Here is a 19,847-nt window from a genome sequence, read left to right as displayed (position 1 = left end):
GGCCGCTTCATCTGGCAGCTGGTCGGCGTGCTGGCCACGTAGGCGTCGTAGAACTTCACCGGCGCCAGCGTGTAGCCCGTGTTCTCGGGGCTGTAGGGGTACTTGGCGCTGGCCTTCTCCCAGCGCGTGATGTACAGGCCCTGCTGCAGCTGGTGGTCGGCCTTGCGCAGTTCCACGTCGCCGTTGAAGCTCTTGAACTTCATGCCCTCCAGCGTGGCGGCCACCTTGACCGGCTCGGTCGTCTTGGCCTTGGCGAAGGCTTCCGACAGCGCCTGGTACACCGTGTAGATGTCCAGCGTGTACATGTCGTCGTTGAAGCGCTTCTTGAACTCGTCGGCGTACTTCTGCATCTCGCCGCCCATGTTGTAGTGGCCGTAGGCGACCTGGTAGACCTTGCCGTCGGACGCCGCGCCCATGGCGGTGGGCGTGCCGGTGGTCACGGCGTAGTAGGTGAACCACTTGACGTTCAGGCCCGCGTCGTTGCCGGCCTTGATCAGCAGCGCCAGGTCGGAGCCCCAGTTGCCGGTGATGACCGTGTCGGCACCCGACTGCTTGATCTTGGCGATGTAGGGCGCGAAGTCGCGCACCTGTGCCAGCGGGTGCAGGTCGTCGCCGACGATCTGGACGTCGGGGCGCTTGGTCTTGAGGTTCTCCTTGGCGAACTTGCTGACCTGCTGGCCGTGCGAGTAGTTCTGGTTGATCAGGTAGACCTTCTTGATGTCCTGCTGCTCCTTCATGTAGGTGGTCAGCGCCTCCATCTTCATGGAGGTGTCGGCATCGAAGCGGTACTGCCAGTAGCTGCACTTGCTGTTGGTCAGGTCCGGGTCCACGGCGGCGTAGTTCAGGTAGAGCACTTCCTTGCCCGGGTTGCGGGCGTTGTGCTTTTCCAGCGCGTCGATGATCGCCAGCGCCGGGCCGGAGCCGTTGCCCTGCACGACGTAGCGCGCGCCCTGGTCCATGGCCGAGCGCAGTGCGGCAGTGGTCTCCTGCGGGCTGAGCTTGTTGTCGATGCCGATGACCTCGAACTTCACGCCCGCCGCGTTCTTGATGTTGAACTTCTCGGCGAAGAACTGGAAGGTCTTGAGCTGGTTGGTGCCGACGGCGGCCATCAGGCCCGAAAGCGGGTCGAGCCAGGCGATCTTGACGGTTTCACCCTTCTGAGCGAAGGCGCCGGTGCCGGTGGCGGCGACGAGGGCTGCGACGGTGAGTTTCAGAGCGAATTTCAAGCTGTGTCTCCTGTTCTTGAGGGCGATCGAAAAGCCGAATGAGCGTACAAGTCTTTGAGGGTCGAACGCTCAGGGAATGCCCGTACGCTGCGCCGCAGCAAGGCCGTTTCTATCACTCTGGCGACAGCACGAGCGGCGGTTGCTACCCACGGGTAGGAAGCGCCCGCCGGAGCGGGCGAAAAAAAGGCCGCGGACGCGGCCCTGGGTGCCCTGCCCGGCTCAGGCCAGGGAGGGCAGCTTGTAGTCTTTGAGCAGTTCACGCAGCTTGGTCTTGAGGATCTTGCCGGTGGCGCCCAGCGGGATGGCCTCGACGAACACCACGTCGTCCGGGATCTGCCACTTGGCGGTCTTGCCTTCGTAGAACTTGAGCAGCTCCTCGCGCGTGACCTCGGCGCCGGGCTTCTTGACCACGGCGACGATCGGCCGCTCGTCCCACTTGGGGTGGAACACCCCGATGCAGGCGGCCATCGCCACCGCCGGGTGCGCCACGGCGATGTTCTCGATGTCGATGGAGCTGATCCACTCGCCGCCGGACTTGATGACGTCCTTGCTGCGGTCGGTGATCTGCATGAAGCCGTCGGCGTCGATGGTGGCCACGTCGCCGGTGGGGAACCAGCCGTCGCCCTTCTCGTCCCTGACCAGCGGGTCGCCGCCCTCGCCCTTGAAGTACTCCTTGACGATCCAGGGGCCCTTGACCAGCAGGTCGCCGTAGGTCTTGCCGTCCCAGGCCAGCTCCTTGCCGTCGCCGCCCACGATCTTCATGTCCACGCCGAAGATCGCCCGGCCCTGCTTCAGGCGCAGCGCGAGTTGTTCCTCGGCGGGCAGCGACAGGTGTTTGTTCTTCAGCGTGCACAGGGTGCCCAGCGGGCTCATCTCCGTCATGCCCCAGGCGTGCAGCACGTCCACCCCGTACTGGTCGCGGAAGGCGTTGATCATGGCCGGCGGGCAGGCCGAGCCGCCGATCACGGTGCGGTTGAGGGTGTTGAACTTCAGGCCGTTGGCCTGCAGGTGGCCCAGCAGCATCTGCCAGACGGTGGGCACGCCGGCGGCGAAGGTGACCTTCTCGGCCTCGATCAGCTCGTAGACCGACTTGCCGTCCATCGCCGGGCCGGGGAACACCAGCTTGCAGCCCACCAGCGCGGCCGAGTACGGGATGCCCCAGGCGTTGACGTGGAACATGGGCACGACCGGCAGCACCGCGTCGCGCGCCGACAGGCACATCACGTCGGGCAGCGCGGCGGCGTAGGCATGCAGCGTGGTGGAGCGGTGGCTGTACAGCGCGGCCTTGGGGTTGCCGGTGGTGCCGCTCGTGTAGCACATGCTCGAGGCCGAGTTCTCGTCGAACACCGGCCAGTCGTAGGTGGCCGGCCGGCCGCCGATCCAGTCCTCGTAGCTGACCAGGCCGGGCACGCCGCTGTCGGCCGGCAGCTTGTCGGCGTCGCACAGGGCGACCCACTTCTTCACCGTGCCGCAGCGGGCGTGCACCGCCTGCACCAGCGGCAGGAAGGTGAGGTCGAAGCACAGGACCTGGTCCTCGGCATGGTTGGCGATCCAGGCGATCTGGTCGGGGTGCAGGCGCGGGTTGATGGTGTGCAGCACGCGGCCCGAGCCCGAGACGCCGTAGTACAGCTCCAGGTGGCGGTAGCCGTTCCAGGCCAGGGTGGCGACGCGGTCGGAGAAGGCCAGCTTCTCGGCGTCCAGCGCATGGGCCACCTGCCGGGCGCGCGCCGCGCAGTCGCGCCAGGTGTAGCGGTGGATGTCGCCCTCCACCCGGCGCGAGACGATCTCGCCGTCGCCGTTGTGGCGGTCGACGAACTCGATCAGGTTGGAAATCAACAGCGGGCGGTCTTGCATCAAACCCAGCATCTACAGGCTCCTTTTCTCCGTCATACAGCGGTTGGCAGTCATCGGCGATTCACGCAATCTTCGTGCGTTCGCACAATGACAGAAACCCGCAGTATCAGGGCAGCGATCTGTCGCCTGGAAGACGGCTGTGCGGCGCCTCATGGCACGCTGTTCTGCATCTGCGTCAGGCTCGCATCGAAGACGATCTGCCGCGGCCAGTTGGGCCAGGTCACGCCGAGGCCGGGGTGGTTCGGGTCGCCCGTGCGCGCGAAGGCGGCCAGGCTGCCGATCATGGCGTCCGACAGCGCCTCGCGCCCCGGCCGGTTCGCCGTGCTGTAGGCGAACGAGAACACGTTGGTGCCGAAGTTGTGGAAGAAGAACACCGTGTCCATCCCGTGCGTGGCGCCGTAGACGGTGTTGAAGGGCACCGGCTCCTGGCTCCAGTCGAAGCGGTAGTACCAGGTCTTCGTCGGCAGCTGCGCGGCGATCGAATCGATTTGCGCCGGCAGGCCGTTGAGGAAGATCAAGCTGGTGAGCTGGTCCGTCCTGGCCTTCCACCCGGTCGCCGGCGTGTCCACCGGCAGGAAGGCCGGGTTGATCAGGTCGGCCTCCGAGAGGCTGCCGGGCGCGTCGGGGTCGAAGTTGTACTGCAGGCCGAAGCGGTCGTAGTCGTTGGGCTTGAAGCCGCCGATCACGCCGCCGAAGAGCGTGCCTTCGTCGCGGGTGTTGCCGACGATCATGGGCACCTTGTTGAAGGTGCCACCCGCCACCACGGCGCGCGAGTCCACGGGGAGGATGCTGCCGTCCTCGATCGGCGCCGGCGAATTGCCCAGCAGCGGGTTCGCCAGCATGATCTCCACGAGCCTGTCGGCCGGCAGGCTGCGCAGGTAGCCGGCCACCTGGGTCTCCGTCCGGCTGGCCAGCCAGTTGTCCGCCGCCGTGTTGTCGGCCGCCTCGCCCTCGGCGACGAGGATGGCGCGCACCAGCCCTTTCGCGTAGTTCTGCGCGGCGGTGCGTGAAGAGAAGGCGATCCCGCCGCTCAGCGCCACCGCCTTGTGCAGCAGCCCGGCCGACGCGGGCGAGGTGACCAGGGCCCAGGTGTTGACGGCGCCGGCCGACTGCCCCATCACCGTGACGCTGCCCGGGTCGCCGCCGAAGGCCGCGATGTTGCCCTGGATGAACTTCAGCGCCTGCATCTGGTCGAGCAGCGCGAAGTTGCCGGAGTCGTTGCGCGGCTCGCCGGTCTTGAGCTGCGGCAGGTCGAACCAGCCGAGGAAGCCGAGGCGGTAGTTGACGGTGACGACAACGGCGTTGGCCCGCTTCGCCAACTGCGCGCCGTCGTAGCTCGGATCGGCCGTGTAGCCCGAGATGTTGCTGCCGCCGTAGATGAACACGATCACCGGCAGCTTGTCGTCGGTGCCGGCCGGCCGCCAGATGTTGAGCGTCAGGCAGTCCTCGTCGCCCACCGGCTTGCCGAAGCCTTCGCGCACCGCCATGCCGTAGGGCGCGCCGCCGGGCGCGGGGCTGAAATAGCGCCCGCCCTGCGCGCAGCTGTGGCCGAACTGCGTCGCGTCGCGCACGCCGTCCCAGGGCTGCGGGTCGGCCGGCGGCGCCCAGCGCAGCGCGCCGACAGGCGGCTGCGCGAAGGGCACGCCCTTCCAGAACCAGGTGCCGGAGCCGGCGCTGTCGTCCACGCCCTCGATCTTGCCGGTCGCCGTCTGGCGCACCATCGGACCGTCCTGGGCGGGCGGCGGAGGCGCCGGCGGCGGGGGGGCCGGTGGCGGCGGCGCGGGCGGCACCGGCAGGAACACGGCGGGCGGCCCGGACGACCCGCCGCCGCAGCTCGCGAGCCCGGCGCAGGCGGCGACGGCCAGGACCTTGAGGACGGCTGCGGCCGGGCCGGCCAGGTCCCGGCCCGGGCGCGGGGCTGTTGTCATGTCTCGCATATGCCTTGTCTCCACACCGGGTTAATCGGAATTCACGCGCCGGCGGGCGGCGCCCACACTCGCGGCTTCGCCGGCAGTCGACGATCCTAGGATTCGCTCCCGTTTCCACTGCTATCCCAAGCGCGCCAATTCAGTGACTTCCGCAGCCCTCCTCCCCCACCGGCCACGGCGCCGTCCGGGCTGCGTGCCGCAGCCCGAGGAACGCACCAGTTCGGCGGCGTGGCTCACGGGGCTGCTCTTGATGTTCGAGGCCGAGGGGCTCGACGTGCCCTCCCTGCTGCGCGACGCCGGCTTCGACCCCGAGTCGCTGCATCGCCAGAACACCCGCATCCCGGTGGACGAGATCACCGTGCTCTGGCAACTGGCCGTGGCGCGCGCCGGCAAGCCCACGCTGGGGCTGCAGCGCGAGCTGGCCGACACGCACAGCAACACCAGCACCGTGGGGCACGCGATGGCGTGCAGCCCCGACCTGCGCGGCGGGCTGGAGCGGCTGGTGCGCTACATGCCCGTCATCTCCGACGCCACGGCTTTTTCCATGCAGCCCGATCCGCGCGGCTGCTGGCTGGTGATGGAGCACACCGGCGGGCGCCTGCCGATCCCGCGCCAGCGGCTCGAGCACGCCCTGCTCACGGTGCTCATGCAGTGCCGCTGGCTGACCCGGCGCGGCGTCGAGCCGCTGGCCATGGAATTCGTCTACCCGCCCCCGGCCGACGACCGCGAGCATCGCGCGGCCTACCGCTGCGAGCTGCGCTTCAACGCCGACGCCAACCGCATGCTGATTTCCGCGGCCGCGCTCTCGCTGCCGCTGCCCACGCACCACCCCGAACTGGGCGAGATGCACGACCGCCTGCTGGACGAGCAGTTGGAGCTGCTGGGCCAGACCACCACCAGCACCCTGGTGTGCGCCGAGATCGCCCGCCGCCTGCCGCACGGCGAGCCGCGCAGGCAGGACGTGGCCGCCGGGCTGGGCCTGGCCGACCGCACCCTGCAGCGGCGGCTGCAGGAGGAATCGGTGTCGTTCCAGGCCCTGCTCGACCGCACGCGGCGCGAACTGGCCCAGCAGTACCTGGCCGAACAGCGCCACACCCTGGCCGACGTGGCCGACCGGCTCGGCTTCGTCGACACCAGCAATTTCTTCCGCGCCTGCAAGCGCTGGTTCGGGCTGCCGCCCGCCCAGTACCGCGCCCGCATCCGGGCCACGCTCGCTGCCGTGCCCTGACCCGCGGGCCGCGATGGCCCGCCGCGCGAGGGGTTACACCCGCTGGCGGACAATCTCCCCATGAGCCTGCTCGCCCAAGACGCCGAGGTCGCCGACCTGGGCCTGCGCTGGCAGCCCGGCTTCGCGCAGTTGGGCCCCGCCTTCTTCACCCGGTTGCAGCCGACGCCGCTGCCCGCCCCCTACTGGGTCGGGCACAGCGACGCGGTGGCGCGCCTGCTCGGCCTGCCGGCAGCGTGGCGCACCGGCGCGGTCCTGGAAGCCCTCACCGGCAACCTGCCCGTCGCCGGGGCCGATCCGCTGGCCACCGTCTACAGCGGCCACCAGTTCGGCGTGTGGGCCGGCCAGTTGGGCGACGGCCGCGCGATCCTGCTGGGCGAGACCGCCGGCGGGCAGGAGATCCAGCTCAAGGGCGCCGGCCGCACGCCCTACTCCCGCATGGGTGACGGGCGCGCCGTGCTGCGCTCCAGCATCCGCGAGTTCCTGGCCAGCGAGGCGCTGCATGCGCTGGGCGTGCCGACCACCCGCGCCCTGTGCGTCACCGGCTCTGACGCGCCGGTGTACCGCGAGACCGTCGAGACCGCCGCCGTCACGACCCGCGTGGCACCCAGCTTCATCCGCTTCGGCCACTTCGAGCACTTCGCCGCCGCCGGCCGCGTGGACGAGCTGCGCGCGCTGGCCGACTTCGTCATCGACCGCTTCTACCCGGGCTGCCGCGATGCCGCCGCCTTCGACGGCAACGCCTACGCCGGCCTGCTGCACGCGGTGAGCGAGCGCACCGCCGACCTCATCGCCCGGTGGCAGGCCGTCGGCTTCTGCCACGGCGTGATGAACACCGACAACATGAGCATCCTGGGGCTGACCATCGACTACGGCCCCTTCCAGTTCATGGACGGCTTCAACCCCGCCCACATCTGCAACCACAGCGACTCCGCCGGGCGCTACGCCTACAACCAGCAGCCGCAGGTGGCGTACTGGAACCTGTTCTGCCTGGCGCAGGCCCTGCTGCCGCTGATCGGCGAGGAAGAACATGCCGTGGCCGCGGTCGGCGTGTACCGCGAGCGCTTCCCGGCCGCCTTCCTGGACCGGATGCGCGAGAAGCTCGGGCTGCCCGATGCGCGCGAGGACGACGGCGCCCTGCTCGACGCTCTGCTGCGCCTGATGGCCTCGGAACACACCGACTGGCCCATCTTCTGGCGCCGCTGGGCCGAGCACCGCGCCGGCGCGGACGCGGCGCCGGTGCGCGACCTGTTCGTCGACCGGGCCGCCTTCGACGCCTGGTCGCTACAATTTTCGGAGCGTCTTGCGCAGGCACCGCAGGCTGCCGCCCCTGATGCGGCGCTGCGCGTCAACCCGCGCTTCGTGCTGCGGAACCACCTGGCGCAGCAGGCCATCGAACGCGCCCAGTCCAAGGACTTCGGCGGCGTCGCCGACTTGCTCGCCCTGCTGCAATCCCCATGTGAAGAACACCCCGGCATGGACGCCCATGCCGGCTTCCCGCCCGACTGGGCCTCCACGATCGAGATCAGTTGCTCCTCATGACCAACCCCCGCATCCAGAAAAGCGACGCCGAGTGGAAGGCGCTGCTGGCCGAGAAAGGCGCCGAGCCGGCCGCCTTCGAGGTCACCCGCCATGCCGCGACCGAGCGCCCCTTCACCGGCAAGTACGAAGCGCATTGGGCCGACGGCAGCTACCACTGCGTCTGCTGCGGCGCCAAGCTCTTCGATTCCGGCACCAAGTTCGACGCCGGCTGCGGCTGGCCCAGCTTCTCCCAGGCCGTGCCCGGCGCCATCACGGAGCACGTGGACCGCTCGCACGGCATGGTGCGCACCGAGACCGTGTGCTCCAACTGCGGCGCGCACCTGGGCCACGTCTTCCCCGACGGGCCGGCGCCCACCGGGCTGCGCTACTGCATGAACTCCGCGTCGCTGGACTTCGCGCCGGAGGACGGCCAGGCATGAAGCTTGACCCCCACGCTCCCCACTTCGTGTGGTTCGCTGCTCCCCAAGGGAGTGCATTTCATCTTGGGGCGGTCCTGCGATGAAATTGCTGCTGGACTTCCTGCCCATCCTCCTGTTCTTCGTCGCCTTCAAGGTCGCTGGCATCTACGTGGCCACCGGCGTGCTGATGGCCGCCACCGCGGTGCAGATGGCCTATATCTACGCCACCCAGCGCAAGCTGGAGACGATGCAGAAGGCCACGCTGGTGCTGATCCTGCTGTTCGGCTCGCTCACCCTGCTGCTGCACGACGACCGCTTCATCAAGTGGAAGCCCACCGTGCTCTACGGCGCGATGGCGCTGGCCCTGGCGGTGGCGCTGTGGGGCTTCCGGCGCAACTTCCTGAAGATGCTGCTGGGCGGCCAGCTCGCGCTGCCGGAGCGCATCTGGACGCACCTGAACGTCGCCTGGGTGCTGTACTGCGCCTTCATGGCCGCCCTCAACGCCTACGTGGCGGTGTACTTCAGCACCGAGGCCTGGGTGGACTTCAAGCTCTGGGGCTACGTGTTCCCGGTGGCTTTCCTGGTCGCGCAGGGCCTGTACATCGCGCCGCACCTGAAGTCGGACGAGCCCGCGCCATGAATGCACCCACGCTGCCCACCGCTGCCGAACTGGAAGCCGCCCTGCGCGCCGCGCTGGCGCCGGTGCAACTGGAAGTGCTTGACGAAAGCGGCACCCATGCCGGCCACGCCGGCGCGCGGGCGGAGGGCTACGGCACGCACTTCCGGGTGCGCATCGCCTCGCCGCGGTTCGCCGGCCTGTCGCGCGTGGCGCAGCACCGCCTTGTGTATGATGCCGCGCAGGTTTTCGTCCCCCGGGGCCTGCACGCCCTCGCCATCGAGACGCTTCAGCTCCCCACCTAGGTCCGCGCCCGGCACACCCTTCGGGACCGCACCCCTTCCCTCCCCTCCACCCCTTTGTCTTCCGTCATCGCGCGCGACGCGCATTCCGTTCGAGAAATGCCCATGAGAAAACATCGCCTGCAAGCTGTCACCGCCGCCCTCCTGCTGGCCGCCGCGCCGGCCTTCGCCCAGAACGCCGCCATCGTCAACGGCAAGCCCGTGCCCAAGGCGCGCATGGAGGCGCTGGCCCAGCAGCTGGCCGCCGCCGGCCGGCCCGTCACGCCCGAGATGCAGGAACAGCTGCGCGAGGAAGTGGTCACGCGCGAGGTCTTCATGCAGGAAGCACAGAAGAAGGGCCTGGACGCGACCGACGACTTCAAGGCGCAGATGGAGCTGGCGCGCCAGGCCGTGCTGATCCGAACCCTGTTCGACGACTACCGCAAGGCCAACCCCGTCAGCGACGAGGAGGTCAAGACCGCCTACGACAAGCTGGTCGCCGCCAACAGCGGCAAGGAGTACAAGGCCCGCCACATCCTGGTGCCCACCGAGGACGAGGCCAAGAAGGTGATGGCCGAGCTCAAGAAGGGCGGCAAGTTCGAGGACCTGGCCAAGAAGTTCTCCAAGGACCCCGGCTCCGCGGCCAACGGCGGCGACCTGGACTGGACCAACCCCGCCGGCCTGGTGCCCGAGTTCTCGCAGGCCATGATCAAGCTGAAGAAGGGCGAGACCACCACCGCCCCGGTCAAGTCGGACTTCGGCTGGCACATCATCCGCCTGGACGACGTGCGCGAGATGAGCTTCCCCAAGCTGGAAGAGATCAAGCCCCAGCTGAGCCAGCAGCTCATGCAGCAGAAGCTGCAGGCTTACCAGCAGGAGCTGCGGGAAAAGGCGAAGGTGGAATAAGGCATCGGCAGGCGCCGACCGGCGCCCGGCCCATGCAGGGAAGGCGGCTTCGGCCGCCTTCGTCGTTTCCAGCCCCTCAGCGCAGCGCCGGCCGCACCGGCGCCAGGCGCTGGCGCGCGACCGGCGCACTGCGCCCGGGCGAAGGCACCCACAGCACGTCGCAGCGCACCCGCTGCGCCAGCCGCCGGGCCAGGCCGGGCCGCAACAGGTCGACCCACCAGGCGCGCCGCGGCTTGCCCACCACCAGCAGCGATGCCTCGGTGCGCGCCTGCTCCAGCGCCAGCCGCGACACCGGCTCGCCGTGAACCACCACGCCCCGCGCCCGCGGCAGCCCGGCATGCGCCAGCTGCTCGGACACGGCCACCTGTGCCCGCACGCGGGCGGTCTCCAGCCAGGCCTGGACGGCCGGCAGCGGCAGGTCGGCGGCGTGCAGGTGACGCTCGGTGTCGGTGCTCATCACGTGGCAGGCGCTGATTTCGTGCTCCTCGCAGAACCAGCGCGCCATGTGCAGCAGCGCCGGCGCGGTGCGCTGCTCGGCCGGGTCGAAGGCCACCAGCGCATGGCGGTACGGCACGCCGGAAGGACGCCGGCAGATCAGCACCGGCACGCCCGCCGCGCGCAGCAGGCGCTCGGCCCATGCGCCCTGCAGCCGTCCGCGCAGGCCCGGCACCGCCGCCTCGGCCGGCACGACGACCAGGTCGGCGGCACGCGCCGCGCGATGCAGGGCCTCCTGCGCGTCGGTGCCGGCACCGACGGACACGGCGGTGCGCACGCCCAGCGCGGCGCCGATCTCCTCGGCCAGGAAGGACAGGTCGGCATGCGCCCGCACCGGCGGCGCGCCGGGGCCGAAGCGCGAGGCGGGATGCGAATCGAGCGGCTCGACCAGGGTGATCAGGCGCAGCTCGGCACCATGCGACCAGGCCAGGCGGGCGGCCCGCCAGGCGGCATGGATGCCCGGAACGGAAAAATCGACGACGGCCAGGATCTGGCGCAGCACCATGGGACTCTCCTTGCTGGCCCGCGGCGAGGCGGGCAGGAACACCGCCCCGTGGCGTGCACGGACGCTGCAGGGCATCGGGCGTGGAGGGCCCGGCGATCAGCAGGAGATGGAAAGCGGGAAGGGCTTCGACTCGCGGACCGCCGGGCTCAGACCGGACCGGCGGTTCGCCGCGGACACCCTGGCGGGGTGGCGACAGACGCCATCCGCGCCGGACACCGGCGGTGCATGGATGCGAGGAAAGCGGAAGACATGCGCCGAGTCTAGGCCGGCGTGCGCGAAAAGCCCACGATGGCCCCAGGGGTCATGCCAGATTGCGGGATGGCAGGACGCGCTCAGCCCACCCAGCGCCGCGCGTTGCGCCACAGGCGCATCCAGGGGCTGAAGGCGCTCCGGTCCCCCGCTGTCCAGCTCATCTGGATGTTGCGGAACACGCGCTCGGGGTGCGGCATCAGCGCCGTGAAGCGGCCGTCGGCCGTGGTCACGGCCGTCAGGCCGCCGGGGCTTCCGTTGGGGTTGAACGGGTAGCGCTCGGTGGGCTGGCCCGCGTGGTCGACGAAGCGCATCGCGGCGATGGCCTTCGCCGCGTCGCCGCGATGGCGGAAATCGGCATAGCCCTCGCCGTGCGCCACCGCGATGGGCAGGCGGCTGCCGGCCATGCCGGCGAGGAACAGGCTGGGCGAATCGAGCACTTCCACCAGCGCCAGGCGGGCCTCGAAGCGCTCGCTCTGGTTGGTGGTGAAGCGCGGCCAGTCCTGCGCACCCGGGATGATGTCGGCCAGTTCGGCGAACATCTGGCAGCCGTTGCACACGCCCAGGCCGAAGGTGTCGGTGCGGGCGAAGAAGCGCCGGAACTGCTCCGCGAGCTTCGGGTTGAAGGTGATGCTGCGCGCCCAGCCGATGCCCGCGCCCAGCGTGTCGCCATAGCTGAAGCCGCCGCAGGCGACGATGCCCTTGAAGCCGGCCAGGTCGGCGCGGCCGGTTTGCAGGTCGGTCATGTGCACGTCGAAGGCTTCGAAGCCCGCCTCGGTGAAGGCGTAGGCCATCTCGACGTGCGAGTTCACGCCCTGCTCGCGCAGGATGGCGACGCGGGGGCGCGCCAGGTTGATGAAGGGTGCGGCGACGTCCTCCTCCACGCCCTCGGCCAGCACCATGTGCAGGCCCGGATCGTCGGGCGCGCCGGCGGCGGCATGCTCGCTGTCGGCGCATGCGGGGTTGTCGCGCTCGCGGCAGATCTTCCAGCTCACGCTGTCCCACACCTGGTGCAGGTCGGCCAGGCCGGCGCTGAAGACGGCCTTGGTGTCGCGCCAGACCTCCAGCTTGCCCTTGCCCACGTCGATGGGCGAGCTCTGCGGCCGCGTCTTGCCGACGAAGTGGCTGAAGGCCGAGAGGCCGTGCGCACGCAGGGTCTGCATCACGGCGTTGCGCTCGGCCGTCTTCACCTGCAGCAGCAGGCCCAGCTCCTCGCTGAACAGGGCCTTGAGCGTCAGCTCCTCGCGCCGCGCGCTGACCTGCTGGGCCCAGTTCTTGGCGTCGCCGGTCTCCATGCGGCTGTCGGAGATGCCGTCGCCTTCCGTCACCAGCAGGTCGACGTTGAGGGACACGCCGACGTGGCCGGCGAAGGCCATCTCGGCGGCGGTCACGAACAGGCCGCCGTCGCTGCGGTCGTGCATGGCGAGGATCCTGCCTTCGGCGCGCAGCTGGTTGACGGCATCGACCAGCTTCACCAGCAGTTGCGGGTCGTCGAGGTCGGGCACGGCGTCGCCGGTCTGGCCCAGCACCTGTGCCAGGATGCTGCCGCCCATGCGGTGCTGGCCAAGGCCCAGGTCGATGAGGACCAGCGTCGTGTCCTCCTCCTGCGCATCGAGTTGCGGCGTGAGGGTGCCGCGCACGTCGTCGAGGCTGGCGAAGGCGCTGACGATCAGGCTGACGGGCGAGCTGACCTTCTTCTTCTCGCCGCCTTCCTCCCACTGCGTGCGCATCGAGAGGGAATCCTTGCCCACGGGAATGGACACGCCCAGCGCCGGGCACAGTTCCATGCCGACGGCTTTCACGGTCTCGTACAGTGCGGCGTCCTCACCCGGTTCGCCGCAGGCGGCCATCCAGTTGGCGGAGAGCTTGACGCGCTTCAGGTCGATCGGCGCCGCCAGCAGATTGGTCAGCGCCTCGGCCACCGCCATGCGGCCCGAAGCCGGTGCATCCATGGCTGCCAGCGGCGTGCGCTCGCCCATGCTCATCGCCTCGCCGGCAAAGCCGCGGTAGTCGGCCAGCGTCACGGCACAGTCCGCCACCGGCACCTGCCAGGGGCCGACCATCTGGTCGCGGTGCGACAGGCCGCCGACGGTGCGGTCGCCGATGGTGACGAGGAAGCGCTTGGAGGCGACGGTGGGATGCGAGAGCACGCCGATGGCGGCCTGCTGCAGGTCGACGCCGGTGAGGTCCAGCGGCTTGAACCGGCGGGCGATGGACTTCACGTCGCGGTGCATCTTCGGCGGCTTGCCGAGCAGCACGTCCATCGGCATGTCGACGGGCTGGTTCGCTGCATCGGCCGTCTCGTCGGCCACCACCAGCTCACGCGCCTCGGTCGCAACGCCGACCACGGCGAAGGGGCAGCGCTCGCGCTCGCAGAAGCCCTTGAACAGTTCGAGCGACTCCGGCGCGATGGCCAGCACGTAGCGCTCCTGGCTCTCGTTGCACCAGATCTCCTTGGGCGCCAGGCCGGACTCCTCCAGCGGCACCGCGCGCAGGTCGAAGCGCGCGCCGCGGCCGGCATCGTTGGTCAGCTCGGGGAAGGCATTCGACAGCCCGCCCGCGCCCACGTCGTGGATCGCCAGGATCGGGTTGGCCTCGCCCTGCTGCCAGCAGTGGTTGATGACCTCCTGCGCGCGGCGCTCGATCTCGGGGTTGCCGCGCTGCACGGAGTCGAAGTCCAGCTCGGCCGCGTTGGCGCCGGTGGCCATCGAGCTGGCCGCGCCGCCGCCCATGCCGATGCGCATGCCCGGGCCGCCGAGCTGGATCAGCAGCGTGCCGGCGGGGAACGGGATCTTCTTCGTCTGGATGGCGTCGATCTGCCCCAGGCCGCCGGCGATCATGATCGGCTTGTGGTAGCCGCGCTGCAGCGCGTCCACATCGCTTTCCACACGCTGCTCGTACTCGCGGAAGTAGCCCAGCAGGTTGGGCCGGCCGAACTCGTTGTTGAAGGCCGCGCCGCCCAGCGGCCCCTCGGTCATGATCTGCAGCGGGCTGGCGATGTGCCCGGGCTTGCCGTAGCTGCCTTCTTCGGGCCACAGCTTCGAGACGGTGAAGCCCGTCAGCCCGGCCTTGGGTTTGGAGCCGCGGCCGGTGGCACCTTCGTCGCGGATTTCGCCGCCGGCGCCGGTCGAGGCGCCCGGGAAGGGCGAGATCGCCGTCGGGTGGTTGTGCGTCTCCACCTTCATCAGCACGTGGTGCGTGGCGCGGTCCTTGGCGTAGGCCTGCCCCTCGCGCGGCACGAAGCGCTCGATCTCGTGCCCTTCCATCACCGAAGCGTTGTCGGCGTAGGCGATCACCGTGTGCTGCGGGTGCGTCCGGTGCGTGTGGCGGATCATGCCGAACAGGCTCTTGTCCTGCCGCACGCCGTCGATGGTGAAGTCGGCGTTGAAGATCTTGTGCCGGCAGTGCTCGCTGTTGGCCTGGGCGAACATCATCAGCTCGACGTCGGTCGGGTTGCGGCCCAGCTTCGTGAAGGCTTCCACCAGGTAGTCGATCTCGTCCTCGGCCAGCGCCAGGCCGAAGCCGGTGTTGGCCTGCTCCAGCGCCGCCCTGCCCCCGCCCAGCACGTCCACGTGCGCCATCGGCTGCGGCGGCAGTTCGGCGAACAGCGCGGCGGCACCGTCCAGCGCGGGCAGCACCGACTCGGTCATGCGGTCGTGCAGCAGCGCGGCTGCGGCGGCGAGCTGGTCGCCGTCCAGCGCCGGCGCCTTGCCGATGAGCGGCGCCTTGAGGCTCAGGAAGTACTGCGTCACGCGCTCCACCCGCCGCAGCGCCAGGCCGCAGTTGTGGACGATGTCGGTGGCCTTGGAGGCCCAGGGCGACACGGTGCCCAGCCGCGGCGTGACCACCAGCGTGGACGCGGCGCCGGCCGGTGCCTCGAAGGGTTCGCCGTAGGTCAGCAGCGCAGCCAGGCGGTCATGCGCCGCGGCGTCCGGCACCGCCTCGGTGAGCACCAGGTGGACGAATCGTGCCGAGATGCCCTCGACCTTCGGCGCCACCGCCTGCAGCCGCGGCAGCAACTGGCGCGCGCGGAAGTCGCTGAGCGCCGCGCCCCCCTCGAAAACGGTCACGACGGGGGTGGCGGAGGGAGCGGGCTGCGTCACGGTGGTGGGGCCTGGGCGGCCGGTGAACTTTTGAAGGAATCCGGACCCGGCGACCGCTGACTGGGGCCGCTCGGGAGAACCCGGCATTTTATGGCCCGAATGGGATAATCCGAGGATGAGCATCACCTACCACGATCCGGCCAGCCTGGGCGACATGCGCACCGCCTGCCGGCTCGCCTCCGAGGTCCTGGACTACCTCACGCCCTTCGTCAAGCCGGGCGTCACCACCAACGAGATCGACCGCCTGGCCGCCGAGTACATGGTCAAGCAGGGCACCACCTCCGCCACGGTGGGCTACCTGGGCGCCAGCAGCGTGCCCTTCCCGAAGTCGCTGTGCACCTCCGTCAACCACGTGGTGTGCCACGGCATCCCGGACGACAAGCCGCTGAAGAAGGGCGACATCATGAACATCGATGTCACCGTCATCTACAAGGGCTGGTTTGGCGACAACAGCCGCATGTTCGTCGTGGGCGACGCCTCCATCGCCGCCAAGCGGCTGTGCCACGTCACCTACGAGGCGATGTGGCACGGGATCATGCAGGTGCGGCCCGGCAACCACCTGGGCGACGTGGGCCACGCGATCCAGAAGTTCGCCGAGGGCAACGGCTACTCGGTGGTGCGCGAGTTCTGCGGCCACGGCGTGGGCCGCACCTTCCACGCCGAGCCGCAGGTGCTGCACTACGGCCGCCCCGGCACCATGGAAGAACTCAAGCCCGGCATGATCTTCACCGTCGAGCCGATGATCAACGCCGGCAAGCGCGACATCAAGGAAGACCACAAGGCCGGCAAATACGACGGCTGGACCATCGTCACGCGCGACCGCTCGCTGTCGGCCCAATGGGAGCACACCGTGCTGGTCACCGAGACCGGCTACGAGGTGCTCACCCTCTCGGCCGGCAGCCCGCCGCCGCCGGCCTTCGTCACCGGCGGCTGAGGCGCCGCGCCCGATGGCGTTCTCGGTCGTCGTCGACCTGCCCGCCGCGCTGCGCGACGACCTGCGCACGCGCAAGAGCGCGCTGTTCGAGCGCCTGCGCACGCCCACGGGCGCGCGCAACGTGCACGCCGCGCTGCGCGAACTGGCGCGCGCGACGGACCGCGCCCTGCGCGAGCTGTGGCGCGACGCGGCGCCGGGCCCGTCGATCGCGCTGGTGGCGGTGGGCGGCTACGGCCGCGGCGAGCTGTTCCCTTGCTCCGACGTGGACGTGCTGGTGCTGCTGCCCGGCGGCGACGCCGTGCCGGCCGAACGGCTCGAGGCCTTCATCGGCCGCTGCTGGGACGCCGGCCTGGAGATCGGCTCCAGCGTGCGCAGCATCGACGAGTGCCTGGCCGAGGCGGCCAAGGACGTGACGGTGCAGACCTCGCTGCTCGAATCGCGCCTGATCACCGGCAGCCGCAGGCTCTACGAGCAGTTCCGCGAGCGCTTCGAGGCCAGCATCGACCCGCGCGCCTTCTTCGCCGCCAAGTCGCAGGAGATGCGGCACCGGCACCAGAAGTACGAGAACACGCCCTACGCGCTGGAGCCCAACTGCAAGGAATCGCCCGGCGGCCTGCGCGACCTTCAGACGGTGCTCTGGGTGGCGCAGGCCGCCGGCTTCGGCCGCAGTTGGGACGACCTGGCCGGCAACGGCCTGGCCACCGCCTTCGAGGTGCAGCAGCTCAAGCGCAACGAGTCGCTGCTCTCCCTCATCCGCGCGCGGCTGCACGTGGTGGCGGGCCGGCGCGAGGACCGGCTGGTGTTCGACCTGCAGACCGCCGTGGCCGCCACCTTCGGCTATGAGGGTGAGTCCAGGCGCAAGGCCAGCGAGGCGCTGATGCGCCGCTACTACTGGGCCGCCAAGGCGGTGTCGCAGCTCACCGAGATCCTGCTGCTGAACATCGCCGAGCGCCTGGACCCGCAGCCGGCCGCGCTCACCCGCCTGAACGACCGCTTCTTCGAGAAGGCCGGCAAGATCGAGGTCGCCGGCGACGACCTGTACCTGCGCGAGCCGCACGCCATCCTGGAGACCTTCCTGCTGTTCCAGAAGACCGTGGGCGTCACCGGCCTGTCGGCGCGCACGCTGCGTGCGCTGTACAACGCGCGGCACGTGATGGACACGCGCTTCAGCAACGACCCGGCCAACCACGCGACCTTCATGCGCATGCTGATGGCGCCGCGCGGCATCACCCACGCCATGCGGCTGATGAATCAGACCTCGGTGCTGGGGCGCTACCTGCGTGTGTTCCGCCGCATCGTCGGGCAGATGCAGCACGACCTGTTCCACGTCTACACCGTGGACCAGCACATCCTGATGGTGCTGCGCAACGTGCGGCGCTTCTTCATCGTCGAGCACGCGCACGAATACCCCTTCTGCTCGCAGCTGGCGGCCGGCTGGGACAAGCCCTGGATACTCTACGTCGCGGCCCTCTTCCACGACATCGCCAAGGGCCGCGGCGGCGATCACTCCGAACTGGGCGCGCGCGACGTCGCCCGCTTCTGCAGGCGCCACGGCATCGAGCGCGAGGACGCGAAGCTGATCGAGTTCCTGGTGGCCGAGCACCTGGTGATGAGCACCGTGGCGCAGAAGCAGGACCTGTCCGACCCGGAGGTGATCGCCGCCTTCGCCAAGCGTGTGGGCAGCGAACGCTACCTGACCGCGCTGTACCTGCTAACGGTGGCCGACATCCGCGGCACCTCGCCGCGCGTGTGGAACGCCTGGAAGGGCAAGCTGCTGGAAGACCTCTACCACGCCACCTCGCGCGCACTGGGCGGCCACATGCCCGACCCCGATGCCGAGGTCGAGGCCCGCAAGCGCGAGGCGCTGGCCGAGATCAAGCTGCACGCCCTGCCCTTCGACGCGCACAAGGCGCTGTGGGACACGCTGGACGTGGGCTACTTCATGCGCCACGACGCGAACGAGATCGCCTGGCATGCCAAGAAGCTGTCGCGCTTCGTGCCCGCCAGGGGCGCGCCGGTCGATCCCGGCGCGCGGCCCGTCGTGCGCGCCCGGCTGTCGCCCGTGGGCGAGGGGCTGCAGGTGGTGGTCTACACGCCCGACGCGCCCGACCTGTTCGCGCGCATCTGCGGCTACTTCGACCAGGCCTCCTTCAGCATCCTGGATGCACGCGTGCACACCGCCAGCAACGGCTACGCGCTCGACACCTTCCAGGTGGTGACCACCTTCCTGCCCGAGCACTACCGGGAGCTGATCAGCCAGGTCGAGACCGACCTGGCCCGCACGCTGGCCGCCGCCGGCGAACTGCCCGCCCCCAGCCGCGGCCGCGTCTCGCGCCGCGTCAGGAGCTTCCCCGTCGCGCCGCGCGTGAGCCTCACGCCGGACGAGAAGGCGCAGCGCTGGCTGCTCAGCATCTCGGCCAGCGACCGGGTGGGCCTGCTGTACTCCGTCGCCCGGGTGCTGGCGCGGCACCACCTCAACCTGCAGCTGGCCAAGGTGACGACACTGGGCGAGCGCGTGGAGGACAGCTTCCTCATCAGCGGGCCCGAGCTGCAGGGCCAGCGCGCGCAACTGGCGATCGAGACGGAGCTGCTGGACGCGCTGCAAGAGGTCTGACGCGGCCGTGGGGCATGGGACACGGAACGCCCCGCCTTCACTAACATGCGCGCCGTGATCCACCCTTCTTCGAGGAAAGCATCTCCATGACCAAATCCGACGATCTCGGCAAGCTCATCCTGCGCGTGGCGCTGGGCGTTCTCATCCTGCTGCACGGCATCGCCAAGCTGAGCAAGGGGGTGGACGGCATCGGCGGCATGCTGTCCTCGCACGGCCTGCCGGCCATCCTGGCCTACCTGGTGTACGTGGGCGAGGTCGTCGCGCCGGTGCTGCTGATCGTCGGCCTGTTCACCCGCCCGGCGGCATGGGTGGTGGCGGCCAACATGCTGGTCGCCATCTGGCTGGTCCACATGAAGGACCTCGGCGCGCTGAACAACCAGGGCGGCTGGGCGCTGGAACTGCAGGGCATGTTCCTGTTCTCGGCCATCGCGGTCGCCTTCCTCGGCGGCGGGCGGCTCGGCATCGGCGGCCGCTTCAACTGAGCTTCTTCAATCGTCCTCGGCCGCATCCAGGCCGGGGAACAGCACCTCGGTGAAGCCGAAGCGGCTGAAGTCGCGCACGCGCATCGGGTAGAGCTTGCCCAGCAGGTGGTCCACCTCGTGCTGCACCACCCGGGCATGGAAGCCCCCGGCCTCGCGCTCGATCGGGTCGCCGTACGGATCGAAGCCACTGTAGCGGATGCGCGCGAAGCGCGGCACCACGCCGCGCAGGCCGGGCACCGACAGGCATCCCTCCCAGTCCTCTTCCTCCTCGTCGCCCAGCGGCGTGACGACGGGGTTGACCAGCACCGTGCGCGGCACCGGCGGGGCGTCCGGGTAGCGGGGATTGGGCGCGCCGGTGCCGAAGATGACGACCTGCCGGTCCACGCCGATCTGCGGTGCGGCCAGCCCGGCGCCGTTCACGGCGTGCATGGTCTCGAACATGTCGCGCACCAGCAGGTGCAGTTCGTCGGTGTCGAAGGCGTCCACCGG

The 19,847-nt window shown here is 69.9% G+C and carries 15 protein-coding genes; 9 read left to right on the top strand and 6 right to left on the bottom strand.

The window, feature by feature from the left end:
- The 3 genes from ACIY1X_RS08855 to ACIY1X_RS08845 form a co-directional block, all read right to left on the bottom strand.
- Positions 1–1,226 (bottom strand): branched-chain amino acid ABC transporter substrate-binding protein (locus ACIY1X_RS08855; protein ID WP_399679843.1); only part of this gene is annotated, 1,226 nt, incomplete at its 3' end.
- Positions 1,227–1,445: 219 nt separating this feature from the next.
- On the bottom strand, positions 1,446–3,092 hold the full coding sequence (locus tag ACIY1X_RS08850; RefSeq protein WP_399679841.1) for a 3-(methylthio)propionyl-CoA ligase: 1,647 nt from the start codon (positions 3,090–3,092) through the stop codon (positions 1,446–1,448).
- A 137-nt stretch (positions 3,093–3,229) separates the two neighbouring features.
- Positions 3,230–5,008, bottom strand: coding sequence for a carboxylesterase/lipase family protein (locus tag ACIY1X_RS08845; RefSeq protein WP_399679840.1), 1,779 nt, complete (start codon positions 5,006–5,008; stop codon positions 3,230–3,232).
- Positions 5,009–5,201: 193 nt separating this feature from the next.
- Between ACIY1X_RS08845 and ACIY1X_RS08840 the strand changes: the two genes are divergently transcribed.
- From ACIY1X_RS08840 to ACIY1X_RS08815, 6 genes are all read left to right on the top strand, one after another.
- The gene (locus ACIY1X_RS08840; RefSeq protein WP_399679838.1) at positions 5,202–6,236 is read left to right on the top strand and encodes an AraC family transcriptional regulator; all 1,035 of its coding nucleotides are present in this window, start codon (positions 5,202–5,204) and stop codon (positions 6,234–6,236) included.
- A gap of 60 nt (positions 6,237–6,296) precedes the next feature.
- Positions 6,297–7,775, top strand: coding sequence for a YdiU family protein (locus tag ACIY1X_RS08835; RefSeq protein ID WP_399679836.1), 1,479 nt, complete (start codon positions 6,297–6,299; stop codon positions 7,773–7,775).
- Positions 7,772–8,194 carry a peptide-methionine (R)-S-oxide reductase MsrB gene (msrB, locus tag ACIY1X_RS08830; protein ID WP_038216429.1) on the top strand — a complete coding sequence of 141 codons (423 nt, stop codon included), beginning with the start codon at positions 7,772–7,774 and terminating at the stop codon, positions 8,192–8,194. The genes ACIY1X_RS08835 and msrB overlap by 4 nt, the downstream gene beginning before the upstream one ends.
- 79 nt (positions 8,195–8,273) lie before the next feature.
- Positions 8,274–8,813: a septation protein A gene (locus ACIY1X_RS08825; RefSeq protein ID WP_399679834.1), complete on the top strand. Its 540-nt coding sequence runs from the start codon at positions 8,274–8,276 to the stop codon at positions 8,811–8,813.
- Positions 8,810–9,094, top strand: coding sequence for a BolA family protein (locus ACIY1X_RS08820; protein ID WP_399679833.1), 285 nt, complete (start codon positions 8,810–8,812; stop codon positions 9,092–9,094). The genes ACIY1X_RS08825 and ACIY1X_RS08820 overlap by 4 nt, the downstream gene beginning before the upstream one ends.
- Before the next feature lie 102 nt (positions 9,095–9,196).
- Positions 9,197–9,976, top strand: coding sequence for a peptidylprolyl isomerase (locus ACIY1X_RS08815; RefSeq protein WP_038216419.1), 780 nt, complete (start codon positions 9,197–9,199; stop codon positions 9,974–9,976).
- Positions 9,977–10,052: 76 nt separating this feature from the next.
- Here ACIY1X_RS08815 and ACIY1X_RS08810 read toward each other — a convergent pair whose 3' ends face one another.
- Complete coding sequence (locus ACIY1X_RS08810; protein ID WP_038216417.1) at positions 10,053–10,976, bottom strand: universal stress protein; 924 nt, start codon at positions 10,974–10,976, stop codon at positions 10,053–10,055.
- 332 nt (positions 10,977–11,308) lie between these two features.
- Entirely contained in the window at positions 11,309–15,328 is a 4,020-nt protein-coding gene (gene purL, locus ACIY1X_RS08805; protein ID WP_399679830.1) for a phosphoribosylformylglycinamidine synthase, read from the bottom strand.
- 115 nt (positions 15,329–15,443) lie between these two features.
- Here purL and map point away from each other — a divergent pair, with 115 nt between their 5' ends.
- From map to ACIY1X_RS08790, 3 genes are all read left to right on the top strand, one after another.
- Positions 15,444–16,262 carry a type I methionyl aminopeptidase gene (gene map / locus ACIY1X_RS08800; RefSeq protein ID WP_038216414.1) on the top strand — a complete coding sequence of 273 codons (819 nt, stop codon included), beginning with the start codon at positions 15,444–15,446 and terminating at the stop codon, positions 16,260–16,262.
- Positions 16,263–16,275: 13 nt separating this feature from the next.
- Positions 16,276–18,876 carry a [protein-PII] uridylyltransferase gene (locus tag ACIY1X_RS08795; RefSeq protein ID WP_399679828.1) on the top strand — a complete coding sequence of 867 codons (2,601 nt, stop codon included), beginning with the start codon at positions 16,276–16,278 and terminating at the stop codon, positions 18,874–18,876.
- Between the two features lie 86 nt (positions 18,877–18,962).
- Positions 18,963–19,358 (top strand): DoxX family protein, encoded by a 396-nt coding sequence (locus ACIY1X_RS08790; RefSeq protein WP_038216409.1) that lies wholly within the window; start codon positions 18,963–18,965, stop codon positions 19,356–19,358.
- A gap of 6 nt (positions 19,359–19,364) precedes the next feature.
- Here ACIY1X_RS08790 and ACIY1X_RS08785 read toward each other — a convergent pair.
- Positions 19,365–19,847, bottom strand: a 483-nt coding sequence (locus ACIY1X_RS08785; protein WP_399679826.1) for a peptide deformylase, incomplete at its 5' end; no start/stop codon positions are given.

The organism is Xenophilus sp. (assembly GCF_044462705.1).
GTDB lineage: Bacteria > Pseudomonadota > Gammaproteobacteria > Burkholderiales > Burkholderiaceae_C > Xenophilus > Xenophilus azovorans.
The sequence above is the reverse complement of the archived record's forward strand: the minus strand, read 5'-3'. Positions and strand labels throughout refer to the sequence as shown.

Coding starts and splice junctions, on each gene's coding strand:
- ACIY1X_RS08825 (WP_399679834.1), top strand. CDS start 8,274: ATGAAATTGCTGCTGGACTTCCTGCCCATCCTCCTGTTCTTCGTCGCC.
- ACIY1X_RS08845 (WP_399679840.1), bottom strand. CDS start 5,008: ATGACAACAGCCCCGCGCCCGGGCCGGGACCTGGCCGGCCCGGCCGCA.
- ACIY1X_RS08795 (WP_399679828.1), top strand. CDS start 16,276: ATGGCGTTCTCGGTCGTCGTCGACCTGCCCGCCGCGCTGCGCGACGAC.
- map (WP_038216414.1), top strand. CDS start 15,444: ATGAGCATCACCTACCACGATCCGGCCAGCCTGGGCGACATGCGCACC.
- ACIY1X_RS08850 (WP_399679841.1), bottom strand. CDS start 3,092: ATGCTGGGTTTGATGCAAGACCGCCCGCTGTTGATTTCCAACCTGATC.
- ACIY1X_RS08810 (WP_038216417.1), bottom strand. CDS start 10,976: ATGGTGCTGCGCCAGATCCTGGCCGTCGTCGATTTTTCCGTTCCGGGC.
- ACIY1X_RS08835 (WP_399679836.1), top strand. CDS start 6,297: ATGAGCCTGCTCGCCCAAGACGCCGAGGTCGCCGACCTGGGCCTGCGC.
- ACIY1X_RS08815 (WP_038216419.1), top strand. CDS start 9,197: ATGAGAAAACATCGCCTGCAAGCTGTCACCGCCGCCCTCCTGCTGGCC.
- ACIY1X_RS08790 (WP_038216409.1), top strand. CDS start 18,963: ATGACCAAATCCGACGATCTCGGCAAGCTCATCCTGCGCGTGGCGCTG.
- msrB (WP_038216429.1), top strand. CDS start 7,772: ATGACCAACCCCCGCATCCAGAAAAGCGACGCCGAGTGGAAGGCGCTG.
- ACIY1X_RS08820 (WP_399679833.1), top strand. CDS start 8,810: ATGAATGCACCCACGCTGCCCACCGCTGCCGAACTGGAAGCCGCCCTG.